Annotated in this window: 14 protein-coding genes; 8 read left to right on the forward strand and 6 right to left on the reverse strand. The window is 70.3% G+C overall.

Annotated elements, in window-relative coordinates:
• Window positions 1-162 precede the first annotated feature (162 nt).
• Both JJ691_RS33940 and JJ691_RS33945 read right to left on the reverse strand, forming a co-directional pair.
• A complete protein-coding gene (locus JJ691_RS33940; protein WP_211763648.1) occupies window positions 163-723 on the reverse strand; it encodes a PH domain-containing protein in 561 nt (186 codons plus the stop codon).
• 27 nt (window positions 724-750) lie between these two features.
• Window positions 751-909, reverse strand: a complete 159-nt coding sequence (locus JJ691_RS33945; protein WP_211763649.1) for a hypothetical protein — start codon at window positions 907-909, stop codon at window positions 751-753.
• Between the two features lie 148 nt (window positions 910-1,057).
• On the opposite strand from JJ691_RS33945, the gene JJ691_RS33950 reads away from it, so the two are divergent.
• Window positions 1,058-1,480 (forward strand): NUDIX hydrolase, encoded by a 423-nt coding sequence (locus tag JJ691_RS33950; RefSeq protein WP_211763650.1) that lies wholly within the window; start codon window positions 1,058-1,060, stop codon window positions 1,478-1,480.
• A gap of 90 nt (window positions 1,481-1,570) precedes the next feature.
• Here the strand turns inward: JJ691_RS33950 and JJ691_RS33955 are convergent, their stop codons facing one another.
• Together JJ691_RS33955 and JJ691_RS33960 are read right to left on the reverse strand one after the other, a co-directional pair.
• Window positions 1,571-2,638 carry a DUF2332 domain-containing protein gene (locus JJ691_RS33955; protein ID WP_211763651.1) on the reverse strand — a complete coding sequence of 356 codons (1,068 nt, stop codon included), beginning with the start codon at window positions 2,636-2,638 and terminating at the stop codon, window positions 1,571-1,573.
• Between the two features lie 3 nt (window positions 2,639-2,641).
• On the reverse strand, window positions 2,642-3,145 hold the full coding sequence (locus JJ691_RS33960) for a MaoC family dehydratase (protein WP_211763652.1): 504 nt from the start codon (window positions 3,143-3,145) through the stop codon (window positions 2,642-2,644).
• A 254-nt stretch (window positions 3,146-3,399) separates the two neighbouring features.
• Between JJ691_RS33960 and corA the strand changes: the two genes are divergently transcribed.
• From corA to JJ691_RS33985, 5 genes are all read left to right on the forward strand, one after another.
• Window positions 3,400-4,485 carry a magnesium/cobalt transporter CorA gene (corA, locus tag JJ691_RS33965; protein WP_211763653.1) on the forward strand — a complete coding sequence of 362 codons (1,086 nt, stop codon included), beginning with the start codon at window positions 3,400-3,402 and terminating at the stop codon, window positions 4,483-4,485.
• Window positions 4,486-4,753: 268 nt separating this feature from the next.
• Complete coding sequence (locus JJ691_RS33970; RefSeq protein ID WP_211763654.1) at window positions 4,754-5,761, forward strand: hypothetical protein; 1,008 nt, start codon at window positions 4,754-4,756, stop codon at window positions 5,759-5,761.
• Window positions 5,762-5,892: 131 nt separating this feature from the next.
• Window positions 5,893-6,906 (forward strand): hypothetical protein, encoded by a 1,014-nt coding sequence (locus JJ691_RS33975; RefSeq protein ID WP_211763655.1) that lies wholly within the window; start codon window positions 5,893-5,895, stop codon window positions 6,904-6,906.
• 65 nt (window positions 6,907-6,971) lie between these two features.
• Window positions 6,972-7,964, forward strand: coding sequence for a hypothetical protein (locus JJ691_RS33980; protein ID WP_211763656.1), 993 nt, complete (start codon window positions 6,972-6,974; stop codon window positions 7,962-7,964).
• A complete protein-coding gene (locus tag JJ691_RS33985; protein ID WP_211763657.1) occupies window positions 7,964-8,929 on the forward strand; it encodes a hypothetical protein in 966 nt (321 codons plus the stop codon). Before JJ691_RS33980 ends, JJ691_RS33985 begins: the two co-directional genes overlap by 1 nt.
• Here JJ691_RS33985 and JJ691_RS33990 read toward each other — a convergent pair whose 3' ends face one another.
• Window positions 8,930-9,985 carry a DUF2332 domain-containing protein gene (locus tag JJ691_RS33990; protein ID WP_211763658.1) on the reverse strand — a complete coding sequence of 352 codons (1,056 nt, stop codon included), beginning with the start codon at window positions 9,983-9,985 and terminating at the stop codon, window positions 8,930-8,932.
• Between the two features lie 34 nt (window positions 9,986-10,019).
• Here JJ691_RS33990 and JJ691_RS33995 point away from each other — a divergent pair, with 34 nt between their 5' ends.
• Window positions 10,020-10,685 carry a metallophosphoesterase family protein gene (locus JJ691_RS33995; RefSeq protein WP_211763659.1) on the forward strand — a complete coding sequence of 222 codons (666 nt, stop codon included), beginning with the start codon at window positions 10,020-10,022 and terminating at the stop codon, window positions 10,683-10,685.
• Window positions 10,675-11,523: a chromosome partitioning protein ParB gene (locus JJ691_RS34000; protein ID WP_211763660.1), complete on the forward strand. Its 849-nt coding sequence runs from the start codon at window positions 10,675-10,677 to the stop codon at window positions 11,521-11,523. The genes JJ691_RS33995 and JJ691_RS34000 overlap by 11 nt, the downstream gene beginning before the upstream one ends.
• On the opposite strand, the gene JJ691_RS34005 is transcribed toward JJ691_RS34000, so the two are convergent.
• Window positions 11,503-12,468 (reverse strand): hypothetical protein, encoded by a 966-nt coding sequence (locus JJ691_RS34005; protein ID WP_211763661.1) that lies wholly within the window; start codon window positions 12,466-12,468, stop codon window positions 11,503-11,505. The two genes, JJ691_RS34000 and JJ691_RS34005, sit on opposite strands and share 21 nt — an antisense overlap.
• Window positions 12,469-12,508 lie beyond the last annotated feature (40 nt).

Here is a 12,508-nt window from a genome sequence, read left to right on the forward strand (position 1 = left end):
CAGGACGTACACCGGCGACCCGAAACCGGCATTCGGTGTGTCGGAGAGCGGGACTCGCCGAGGTGGCGGAACTCGACACTCGGTTGCTGGAGAGCGGGACTCGCCGGGGCACGAAAGAGCCCCGACCGGAGTTCGGCCGGGGCCTTCAGTGTTGGGGAGCGGTTACGGCACCATCTTCTTGCCGCGGGCGGCTCGTTGGGCCTTGATCATCGAGAAGCGCTCGGCCTGCGCCTTCTTGTCCCCGAAGACCAGCTCGGAGATGGCGTCGTAGACCTCTTCCGGCCGCGGCAGGTAGTCGATCTTGTTGAGCGCCTGGATCTGGCCGGCCGACTCCACGATCAGGGTTCCGTAGCCCCACATGCGGCCGCCGAGGCTGCGCTCGTAGGTGAGGTCGGTGACCTTGGTGACCGGCATCATGGCCACCTTGGTCACGAACACGCCACTGGTGATCATGAAGCGCTTGTCGGTGACGACGATGCGCTCCACCCACCACTCAATGACGAAGTAGGCGAACCGCAGCAGCACCAGCAGCGCCGCGTACCACAGGATGTTCTGCACGACCGCCGCGTCCAGCGGCAGCAGGTGCGAGATCAGCACCGCGATGGTCAGCAGCGCCGCCGCCTCGAAGATGTCCCAGAGCAGCGTGGCCCAGTGCCGACGCACCCGGATGACCCTGCGCTCGGTCCCGAGCAGGTACTCGTCTGGATCCCTGGGTGCGAACACGAACGCGTTCCCCTCCCCGCCAGGTGCTTAGAACAGGTTCTGCACGAAACTGATCAGCGCCTCGGCACCGGTGCGAAGCGAGCCAAGGACATTGTGCACCAAGCCCGCGGCCTGCATCGGTGAGCTCACCAAGAAGAAGAGCACCAACGCAACGCCGGCCCAGATGAGGATCTTCTTCAGGTTCACGGCGACCAACCCCGTCCAAGTACTTAAAGCAGCCTTCACACCCTCGCTGCACAAGGTTGTACCGCACCGAGGTTCGCTTCGGGAGGTTTGTACTGCGCACGGGTCAGCGCGGGGCGCACGGAGCGGAAAGTCGCTACGCTCCGTGTTCATGGTCTCGGACGAAAGCCAGCGTACTCGCTGCGTGGGCGGGATCGCACACGACTCGCGCGGCCGGATCCTGCTCGTCAAGCGCGGAAAACCGCCAGGTCAGGGACTCTGGTCGATTCCGGGCGGCCGAGTGGAGCAGGGCGAGTCGGACGAGCGGGCGGTGGCGCGCGAGCTACTGGAGGAAACCGGACTCAGAGTCATCGTCGGTCACCTGATCGGATCGGTGTCCCGTCCGTCCCCGGTGGGCGTTTTTGATATCCATGACTACTCCTGCCAGGCAATAGGCGGCACGCTGCGGGCCGGCGACGACGCCGCCGACGCGGCCTGGGTGGATGCCGAGACCTTCGCCACACTCGAACGCCTCAACCTGCTCACCGACGGCCTCGCGGACGCCCTGACCTCGTGGAACGTCCTCCCCAGCTGATCACTTCTTGATCAACTGGGCAAGGGTGTGGTGTCCCACCAAGAAGTGCCCGAAAGCACCAACGCCGCTACCGCCGCCACGGCGCGTGTGTCACCCGGTGGGAGGCAACCACTCCAGCCGCTGCCCGTGCCGGCCGGTGCGGGCCAGCGCCTGAGCCTGGGGATGCCCGTCCAACCATCGGACCAATCCCAGCACGCCCTCCCCCGGTTCACCCGGAAGATCATCGCGGCCGGGCATCAGCACGTGCAGGGCCGAGTCGTACGGCTCGTCGCTGACCCACCACAGCGGCCGCCCGGCGGCCAGCCGCCCCAGCGCCGCCACGTACTCGCCGGCCCGCTCCCCCGGCCGCAGCCCGCTGTCCACCACGACCAGCGGCAGCTCGGCCGGCAGCCGCCCGGCCGCGTCGGCCAGCCCGTCCACCGGATCGCCGGCGACCAGCTCGGGGCCCTCCTTGGCCAGCATCGTGGCGGCCACGCCCAGCCAGCGCACCCGCTCCGGCTGGTCGGCCCACACGCAGGCCTCCAGCCAGGCGAACTCGTCCGGGTCGTCGGCGTCCACCGGCGCGGCGTCCAGGCCGACCCGGGCCTTGACGGCGAGCTTCTTGGGCAGCGGCGGCGGGTCGCCGCCGAGCACGCAGTGCAGGCCCAGCGGCGTCTTGGTCGGGCCGGCGGCGAACTGCCCGGCGGCTCCGGTCTGGTAGCGGTAGCCGAACTTGTCCATGAGCAGCAGGAAGCCGGCGCACGAGCCGACGGTCAGCAGCGCGACCGGGCCGCGGGCCTGCTTAGCCGCCAGCGCCACCGCCGGGTACACCAGGGCCGCCTTGCGCACGTCGTCGGTGCGCAGCGACCGGGTCGACACCAGCTCCCGGACCCGGTCGGCCCGCTCCAGCACGAACTGCCGCCACATCGGCCAGGTGCCCTCGTCCGGGCCGGACGCGCCGCCGAGGGTGGCGTAGTAGGCCGACAGCGGGTGGATGGGCTCGGCCTGCACCAGCCGGTGCGCCGCGGCCAGCAGCAGCCGCGGGTCGCGGTCGCCGAGCAGGGCCGCGACCTCGGCGTCGTTGGCCGCCCGGCCGGCCAGCAGCTGGTAGAGCGGCGACGCCGCGGCGTCGCGCTCGGCGAACTCCCGCAGCCTGGCCGCGGCCCGTGCCACGCTCACGGCTTACAGCTTCGGCTCGGGACGACCGGGCTGCTCGCCGCCGCGGCTGTCCCCGTAGGAGCGCTTGGGCACCATCACCTTGCGCCGGTACACGCACACCACCGTCCCGTCCTGCTTGTAGCCGCGGGTCTCCACATACACGATGCCGCGGTCGTCCTTGGACTTCGACGGAGTCTTGTCCAGCACCTCGGACTCGCCGTAGATGGTGTCGCCGTGGAAGGTCGGCGCGATGTGCCGCAGCGACTCCACCTCCAGGTTGGCGATGGCCTTGCCCGAGATGTCCGGCACCGACATGCCCAGCAGCAGCGAGTAGATGTAGTTGCCCACCACCACGTTCTTGCCGAAGTCGGTGGTCTCGGCGGCGTAGTGGGCGTCCATGTGCAGCGGGTGGTGGTTCATGGTCAGCAGGCAGAACAGGTGGTCGTCGTACTCGGTGACCGTTTTGCCCGGCCAGTGCTTGTAGACCGCGCCGACCTCGAACTCCTCGTAGTAACGCCCGAACTGCACGTCCACCTCCAGGATGTGGCCCGGACCTCGGTGGCCGGGGACGACAGTGTGGCCCCGCGAGGAGTAGTCTCTGCAACGGTGTGTGAGCGAATCCACCGCTCCACCCGTCGACCTTAGGAGGTGAGGGACGCCAGATGTCCAGTGCCAGTAGTAGGTACCGCGTCCCCGCCGACCAGGTTCACTCGTTCGTGTAACAGCCTGGCCCCGGCCCGGACGCGTTCGCCCTGTTCGAACCGTCCCACCCTGGAGGCCGTATGCCCAGCCTGCCCTCGTTCAGCGGTCTGCGCGGTCGGTCCGCCCGCACCAACGGGCGGGTCGCGCCGCCCATCCCGGTGCCCCTGTCCGCCTATGTCGTGGACTGCGGCGTGTACATCGACGGCAAGCGCCTGCCCGGGCGCTGGACCCACACCGACGCGGTGCGCGAGGTGCGCAAGCGCCACGAGGGCTTCGTCTGGATCGGCCTGTACGAGCCGGACGAGGAGCAGATCCAGGGCGTCGCCGAGACCTTCGGCCTGCACGAGCTGGCCGTGGAGGACGCGGTGCAGGCGCACCAGCGGCCCAAGCTGGAGCGCTACGACGACACGCTGTTCATGGTGCTCAAGACCGTGCACTACATCGAGCACGAATCCCCCAGCACCGCCAACGAGATCGTCGAGACCGGCGAGCTGATGGTGTTCCTGGGCAAGGACTTCGTCGTCACGGTGCGGCACGGCAAGCACGCCGGCGTGGGCACGCTGCGCCGGCGGCTGGAGGACGACCCGGAGCGGCTGGCCATGGGTCCGGCCGCGGTGCTGCACGCCATCGCGGACATGGCCGTGGACTCCTATCTCGCCGTCACCGAGGCCATCGAGGACGACATCGACGAGATGGAGGTGCAGGTCTTCGCGCCCCGCACCAGCGTCGACTCCGAGCAGATCTACCTGATGAAGCGGGAAGTCCTGGAGCTGCGCCGCGCGGTGACGCCGCTGGCGGCGCCGCTGCGCCGGCTGTCCGAGGGCTACATCACCCTGGTGCCCGAGGACGTGCGCTCCTACTTCCGGGACGTCGAGGACCACCTGACCACGGTGTCCGAGCACATCGCCAGCTTCGACGAGCTGCTCAGCACGCTCATCGACGCGGCCCTGGCCAAGATCACGCTCCAGCAGAACACCGACATGCGCAAGATCACCGCGTGGGCCGCGATCATCTCCATCCCGACCATGATCGCCGGCATCTACGGCATGAACTTCGAGGACATGCCCGAGCTGCACTGGCGCTTCGGCTATCCGCTGGCGCTCGGCGTCATCATTCTCGTCTGCCTGCTGCTCTACCGAATACTCCGCCGCAACCGCTGGCTGTGACCCTCACCCCATCGAGCGACCGGAGTCCGACCATGTCCAAGATCCTGAGCAACCCGCTGTTCTGGGTGATGACCGCCGTGCTGCTGTGGCTGGCCACCGTGACCCTGATCATCGCCCGCCAGAACTGACCGTTTTCCCTTACCGGCCAACGTTTTCCCGCCGGACCGGCGGGAAAAAGAAGATCCGGGAAGCAGGCAACCGGAGTCTTCCGGGCGTCGTCTCCTCCATGCCAGGCTGTGCTGGCCTACCAAGGGGGAGAGAGAAAGCCATGAAGCACAAGGGAATTACTGTGTTGGTGCCGCTCGCGCTGGCCAGCGCGGCGGCGCTGGGCCTCAGCCCGGCCGCGCAGGCCGTGCCGCCGACCGTCCAGGGGGACACGCAGCTGGTCACCACGGACACGTGGGGCGACCTGCAACACACCATCCGGCACCCGGACGGCAGTTGGCAGCGCGTGGGCCTCATCCCGGGCTACGGGCACGTCGACTACCTCACGTCGACCTCGCTGCACGGCGAGGACAACGTCGTCGTCGAGTACCACACCGGTCCGTCGAACAACCCGAACATCCAGGCCGCCCGGCTGATCCGCCACGACAACGGGAACTGGGACTTCCACGCCTCGATGCCGCAGCTGCCGGTGAGCCCGGAGCCGATCGCCGCGGTGGCGGTGGACGACCAGCTCAACGTGGTCTCGCTGACCCCGGACGGCCCCCAGGTGGCCACGCTCGGACCGGACGACCAGTGGTCGGGCTTCAGCACCGTGCCCCTGGGCACGCACCTGCGCTCGATCGCCGCCGTCGACCACGACGGCGCGCTGCGGGTGGTAGGCCTGTCCGGGGACGGCCTCACCGTCAGCGTCATCGACCGTACCGCCACCGGCTGGTCCCCGGTCACCAGGACTCAGGTCGACGTGGGCGAGGGCAACATCGCAACCCAGCTGGCGGCGGTCCAGGTCGGTGACACGCTCCAGGTGGGCGCGGTGGTCAACTCGACCACCGACTCGAACGCGATTCCCTCGATCGCCTTCGCCACCATGGACAAGTCCGGCGCCTGGTCCGCCTTCGCCGGACTGCGGGCGTTGGTCTGGGGGCGGCCGTCCCAGCTGTCGATGGTGGCGACCCTGGGCAACGGCGAGACGCAGCTGGCCTACACCACGACGACCGGGGACACATACCACACGATCCGGCACGCCGACGGCACGTGGCAGGACGCGGGCTCGGTGCAGCAGGTCGCGGGCGGCGAGGCGGCCCTGGGCCCGGTGACCATCACCGGCTACTGACCGTCGGCGCGCTTGTGTTGACCGGCAACGGCAAGAACTGATCGCAAACGAGTTTTCGCCCGCCGGGCAACCATTTCGGCCCGGCGGGCGTGATGAGGACGTCCACATCCGGACAGGGGAGGGATCGGAAAGTGTTCACCACCAAGATGCGTGCGGTCGCCGGGATCGCACTCGCGGCCACCGCCGCACTGACGTTCGCCGGCGCCGCGCAAGCGGGGCCGCTCAAGCCCAACGCCGCCGACCAGGGCGACGTGCAGCTGCTGACCACCGACGGCAATGCCAGCCTCGTGCACACCATTCGGCACAGCGACGGCAGCTGGCAGCAGTTCGGCCGGATCGACGGCTACGCCGGCGTCACCGGCCTGACCTCCACGCTGGTTTCCGGCGAGGAGAACGTGTTCTTCCAGTACACCAGCCCGAAGGGGCCGCTGCTGGCCCACTTCATCCGGCACGCGGACGGCACCTGGAACTGGGCCGCCAGCACACCGGCGCAGGCCGCGGGGGCGACGGTCGACGATCTGTCGGCCACCACCGTCAACGGCAAGATCGTTCTGCTGCAGCAGAAGGACGGCGCGGTGAAGGAGTCCACCCAGGGGACCGACGGCACGTGGTCGCCGTGGACGGACGTGCCCGCCAACGGCCAGGTGCGCAGCGCCGCCGCCGCGAGCTACGGCGGCACGCTGAGCGTGGTCGAGCTGTCCGCGGACGGCAAGTCGGTCACCGAGTACGACCAGTACTCCGACGGCTCGTGGAGCGCCCCGCGGTCCACGACCGTCAACGACTACTCGGACTACACCGCCACCAAGGTCGCGGTGGAGGCCGACTACAACGGCGTGCAGGTCGGGCTGGTCGAGACGTACTACAACTTCAACGTCGGCGTCTACCACAGCATCCTGCACAGCGGCACCGGCAGCTGGGACCACTTCCGGTCGGTCCAGAACGTGCTGAACAACTACTACGCGGTCCAGGACCTGTCGATGACCACGTCCTACGGCCAGATGCACCTGACCTTCTCCAGCACCAACGGCCAGCTGTTCCACACCATCCGCGACGCCAACGGCAACTGGCAGCCCGCCGGTGACGTGGAGTCGGTGGCCGGCAACGTGACCGCCGGCCAGGTCACCATCGCCGGTTACACCTTCTGAGGCAACCTGCGGCCACGGCATGGCGTGTTCTCCTCAGACGCATCAGTCCGGGAGGGGAACACGTCATGTCGGGTTTCGTTCGCACGCTGATACCGCTGGCGCTGGCCGTGACCGTCACGGCCGGCGCCGTGCCGTCGGCGCAGGCCGCGCCGGCGGCGACCAGCCAGCTCCAGGTCATCGGGGTCGGCGTCCAGGCCGGGATGGCGCACGCCATCCGTGACAGCGCCGGCAACTGGACCAAGTTCGGCTGGCTGAGTGGCTACAACGACTTCTACGGCACCTACGCGCTCGACTCGGCCATCGTCAACGGCAACAACGACGTGGTGTTCGACTATCTGGCCGGTTCCACGCACACGCCGACAACGGGCTTCCTGGTTCGGCAGGCCGACGGCAGCTGGCTCAACGCCACTGCGCCGGGCGGCGGAGCGCACGCCGGCGACGAGCTCGCCGTGGCCAACGTGAACCACACGCTGACCCTGGTTCGCTTACAGGACGCCAAGTTCCAGCTGGCCACCTACGACGGCGCGACCTGGTCGCCCTGGCAGGACGTCCCGCTGACCGGCCAGTTCCGCGACGTGGCCCTGACCAGCAAGGGCAGCACCGCGAGGTTGGTGGCGCTCAAGGGCGACGGCAGCGGCTTCGTGGAGATGGACCGCGCCAACGGCACGTGGGGCACGCCGACCACAGTGCCCTTCACCAGCCCGATCGGCGCTCCCGGCGGGGCGCTGCGGATCACCGCCGTGCAGATCGGCGACGACCTGCACGTGGTGCTGTCCGACGTGTGGCGGATGTACCACACCATCCAGCACAGCAACGGGAACTGGGACAACTTCGGCGATCTGGCCGGCGTGGCCGGCTTCGTCGAGCAGCCGGTGGACGTGGCCGCGGCCGAGGTCGCCGGCGAGCTCCAGCTGGTGATCACCAACGGCAATCCCGACGGCGGCGACCACATGTTCCACACCATCCGCCACGCCGACGGCACGTGGCAGCGCTTCGGCGACGTCGGCCAGGTCGCCGGGGAGACCAACGCCGGCCTGATCACGGTGGCGAGCCAGTGATGCGCGCGGTCCTGGTCCCGCTGGCGGTCGGCGCGCTGCTGGCCGGCGGAACGACTCCGGCTCAGGCCGCGCCGCAGGCAGTCGGGGACGTGCAACTGCTCACGGCCACCCAGTACGGGCTCTTCCTCAACCACACCATCCGCTACGCCAACGGCACCTGGCAGCCGTGGGGCACGCTGCAGAACTACGAGTACGGCGGCCAGCTCTCGTCGGTGATGATCAACGGCGTCGAACACGTCTTCACGGCCAAGATCTACCAGAACATGCCGCCGGCCTACACCTACGACCACCTGGTCCGGGACGCGGCCGGCAACTGGACCCAGGGCACCCTGCCGGCCGGCGACGGGTGGATCGACGACGCGCAGGCCGTGGCCAACCTGAACGGCCACATCGCGTTGGTGCGCAAGCTGCACGACGTCCTGTCGCTCTCGATCCAGCAGGCCGACGGCACCTGGTCGGCGTGGGAAACCCTGCCCACCGGCCCGATCGGCAGCTTCTCGGTCACCGTCAACGGAGGCGTGCTCCGGGTCATCGTGTCCACTTCGGACGGCACCCAGATCGGCGACTACGAGCGGGCCGCCGACGGCACCTGGTCGCAGCCCACCTGGGTGCCGTTCAACGGCGGCACCGCGACCCAGGTGGCGGTGGCCCAGGTCGGCGTCGACCTCCAGGTGGCCGCGGTGGCGCACAACGGAAGCCGGTACGAGGTGTGGCACGCCGTCCGCCACGCCAACGGTAGCTGGGACCAGTTCGGCTACGTCGAGGGCGTGGCCGGCGACATCCCGGCGGTCCAGCAGATCGCCGTGACGAACTCGCGCGGCGTGCTGCAACTCGTGGCGTCCACAATGGACGGCGGACTGTTTCACACGATCCGGTTCAGCAACGGCACCTGGCAGCGCTTCGGCGACGTTTCGAGCGCGGCCGGCAAGGTGACCGCCGGCGACGTCACGCTGGCCGGGCAGTGATCAGCCCCAGGGCTGTTCCTCCCAGGTGAACGGCAAGCCGTGCCCCATGCCCTGGCCGAGCCGCAGGGACAGGCCCGCCGGCCACAGCTTGAGCAGCAGCTCGAAGTGGCGGCGGGCTCGTCGCGGCTCGTACACGAGGAGCGCAAGCGGGGCGTTCCCGGTGGCGCGGGCCGCCGCCTCGGCCAGGGCGGCGCGCCCGCGCTCGCGTTCGTTTGGGGACGCGTACTGCCACATCACCGAGTGCCACACCACGGTCAGCACCCCGTCGGGTAGCTCGGCCAGCTGCCGCTCCAGCCAGTCCGCGCCGCCCGCGCGTTCCACCTGGATCGGGTCGGCGACGGCCAGCCGCATGGCGGCCCGCAGCCGTTCCATCCGAGCCACCATGTCGGCCCAGACGAACGAGGACAGGTGCAGCTGCCCGGCCGTGGTCGTCACGTCGACCGGGTCCACGTCGCAGCCGGCCCGGCTGTGCAGGGCCAGCGGCCGGCTCAGATCCGCCGGGGGCAAACCCGTCCACTCCGGGTCCAGTTGCAGCTCACTGTCCGGATCGCCGAGCACAATGCCGTCGGCCAGCCGGTAGGCCACCTTGTGCGGACGCAGGTTCAGGCCGCCGCTGGCACCGACCTCCAGCAGCCGCACCGGCAGACCGCCGACCCGCTCGGAGGCCACCAGCAGACCGCCGTAGAGCGGCCCGCTGCGGCCGACCTCGTTGGTCTGCACGGCATTGGCCCGCACCAGCTGTCGCACCTCGGCCTCGTGCTCCCGCACGGTCGCCTCGGCATCCGGCCACAGCGTGTCCAGGTTCGGCTCGCCGCCCACGCTCGGATAGTGCTTGGCCAGCGCCGGGGCGCGGCCGTCGAGCACGAGATGGTGCAGGGCAGCGGCGAAGCGTAGCCCTGGCACCGTGCCCGGCCGGTCCCGTTCCGAGCCGGCCATCGCGCGGCTGGTGACACCGCCCGCGTCGAGATCGTCGGCCGCGGCGCTGATCACGGCGTGGGTCAGGGGGCTGCCCGGCAGACACGAGGCCGAGATGTCGCGGAAGAGCTTCGCCAGCACACCGTGCACGCTATCCGCTCGTACGCTTCCGGTCATGGCGAAAGTGCTCGCGGTCTCCGATGAGGTGGTCGAGCAGCTGTGGACCGACCGGGTCCGCCGGCTCGACGTCGACCTCGTGGTGGGCGCGGGCGACCTGCCGTTCGACTACCTGGAGTACCTGACCAGCGCGCTGGACCGGCCGTGCGTGTTCGTGCCCGGCAACCACGACGCCGACCTGGCCGGCTACACCAACGTGCGTGGGCTGTGGACGCGGGCCGGCATGCCGGCGGACTGGCCGGGGCCGGCCGGCGCAGTGAACGTGGACGCCGGCGTGGTCGACGTCGCCGGACTGCGCATCGCCGGCCTCGGCGGCTCCATCCGCTACAACCGCGGCCCCAACCAGTGGACCGAGCGGCAGCAGGCGCGGCGGGCCCGGCGGATGGCCCGGCTGGCCGGCTGGCGGCGGCTGCGCGACGGTCGGGGCGTGGACGTGCTGCTGACCCATTCGCCACCGGCCGGCTGCGGCGACCTCCCCGACGACCCGCCGCACCGCGGCTTCGCCTGCCTGCACGACACCGTGCGCCGGCTGCGGCCGAAATTGCTGCTGCACGGGCACATCCACCCGCACGGCGCGCCCACGCCGGACCGCCGGCTCGGCGACACCCGTGTGGTCAACGTGGTCGGCTACAAGCTGTTCGAGGTGACTCCCGATGGCCCGTGACACCGGATTTCCCCGTGCCGACGCGGAGAACGACTTCCTGCGGGCCCGCCGCGGGCAGGTGCTGTCCCGGCTGGCGGCGTGGCTGCGGCGCGAGCCCGACGACGTCAACATCATGCTGCCGTACGACGAAGTCGTGGCGGCGCTGGGATATCAGGGCGAGCGGCGGATCGGGCCGCGGGTGATCCGGTTGGACTCCATCGTCGGCAGCGTGGACCGCACCCGCGACTTCGACCGCCGGTTCCGGCCGACCTCGGCCCGGGTGCGGGAGCGGTGGGAGCGGCTGGCCCTGGCCCAGCGGCGCGGCGAGTCGGTGCCGCCGATCGAGGTCTACCGGATCGGCGACCTGCATTTCGTGCAGGACGGACATCACCGGGTCTCGGTGGCCCACGCGCTCGGCCTGGACGTCATCGAGGCGTACGTGACGGAAGTGCGGACCCGATTGTCGGCCGCCGGAATTCGCTATCGCGGCGATCTGATTCTCAAGGACCACCGCCGACTGTTCCTGGACCGGGTCCCCCTCGCCGGCGAGGCCCGCGCGGCCGTTCTGGTCACCGATCCACTCGATTACGCCCGGCTCGGCGAACACGTCGAGGCCTGGGGATTCCGTCTGATGCAGGACTCCGGCGAATTCCTCGACCGGCCGTCGATCGCCCGCCGCTGGTACACCGAGGAATACCTGCCGGTGGTGGCCATGCTCAAGGCCGCCGACCTGCTCGACGGCCGCACCGAGACGGAGACGTACCTGCGGGTGGCGGGCGAGCGCTACCGGCTCATGCGCACCCACCGCTGGGACGACGAGGTGATCGCTGCCCTTCGGTCAGCGCGAGACGTCCGGTAGCGGACGGACGTGGTTCATCACCCGGTCCGCGTAGTTGTCCAGCAGCCGTGTGCCCACCTGCTGCGAGTAGCCGAGCAGCGCCGACCACAGCAGCAGCGCCGCCTGCGAGGTGACGCAGGTCAGCCCCTCGGCCACGTGCGCGCTCAGCGCCAGCACGCCGACCACCGCCAGCGCCGAGCCGAGCAGCACCTTGATCAGCGCCTGGTAGCCGACCAGGACGTACGGCGAGAGGCTGGGCCGCCGCCGGGTCAGCAGCACCACCGTGGCGACCGTCGCCCCGAACGCCCCCAGCAGCTGCACCATCCAGACGTCCAACGGGCCGGGTCCCTTGCCGCCGGCCGCACACGCCACCACGGAGGTGCTCTCCGGCATGTGCGCGCACATCGGCAGGTACTCCGGCCGCAGTATGCCCAGTAGCCCCAGCGCGGTGTTGACCACGAACAGCAGCAGCGCCGCGGCGACCATCTTGTTGCGCAGGGCCCGGGCCGCCGCGTGGGCGTCGTCGGACGCGTCGAAGGCCGCCCTCAGCGCGTCGACCACGATGGCCCGGTCGGTCGGCCCGGCCGGCCGTCCCGGTTGCAGCGCTTCCAACGCCTGCCGGCGCAGGTCCTCCTCCGGCAGGTAGCCCGCGACCCGCTGGCGCAGGCCCGGCATCCGGCCGGCGAGGTCCGGCAGCCCGGCCGCCGTGCACACCTCGGCCTCGTGCAGCGCCCGCCAGGCCCGCTCGATGTGCCAGCCCGACCACCACGACGCCGGCAGCCGCCACCACGACTCCCGCAGCTCCAGCACCCGGTCCACCACGTCCAGCGAGTCCGACGCCGACCGCCGCTCCCGTTCCAGGCCCGCGCCGTCGGCCAGCTCGGCCAGGTCGGCCCGGGTCCGTCGGGCCCGGGCCTCCACCGTGAGCTGCCAGTCCGTCAGCCGGGCCCGGTCGCCGATCGTCATGTGGATCACCCCGGTTCCGATGGTGACACCGGGACACACC

The sequence above is a fragment of the Kutzneria sp. CA-103260 genome (assembly GCF_018263855.1).
In the GTDB taxonomy this organism is placed as follows: Bacteria; Actinomycetota; Actinomycetes; order Mycobacteriales; family Pseudonocardiaceae; genus Kutzneria.

What these genes read in the sequence shown, in the direction of transcription:
- JJ691_RS33950 (WP_211763650.1), top strand. Translation starts at nt 1,058, where the DNA reads ATGGTCTCGGACGAAAGCCAGCGTACTCGCTGCGTGGGCGGGATCGCA.
- corA (WP_211763653.1), top strand. Translation starts at nt 3,400, where the DNA reads ATGCCCAGCCTGCCCTCGTTCAGCGGTCTGCGCGGTCGGTCCGCCCGC.
- JJ691_RS33970 (WP_211763654.1), top strand. Translation starts at nt 4,754, where the DNA reads ATGAAGCACAAGGGAATTACTGTGTTGGTGCCGCTCGCGCTGGCCAGC.
- JJ691_RS33980 (WP_211763656.1), top strand. Translation starts at nt 6,972, where the DNA reads ATGTCGGGTTTCGTTCGCACGCTGATACCGCTGGCGCTGGCCGTGACC.
- JJ691_RS33985 (WP_211763657.1), top strand. Translation starts at nt 7,964, where the DNA reads ATGCGCGCGGTCCTGGTCCCGCTGGCGGTCGGCGCGCTGCTGGCCGGC.
- JJ691_RS33995 (WP_211763659.1), top strand. Translation starts at nt 10,020, where the DNA reads ATGGCGAAAGTGCTCGCGGTCTCCGATGAGGTGGTCGAGCAGCTGTGG.
- JJ691_RS34000 (WP_211763660.1), top strand. Translation starts at nt 10,675, where the DNA reads ATGGCCCGTGACACCGGATTTCCCCGTGCCGACGCGGAGAACGACTTC.
- JJ691_RS34005 (WP_211763661.1), bottom strand. Translation starts at nt 12,468, where the DNA reads ATGACGATCGGCGACCGGGCCCGGCTGACGGACTGGCAGCTCACGGTG.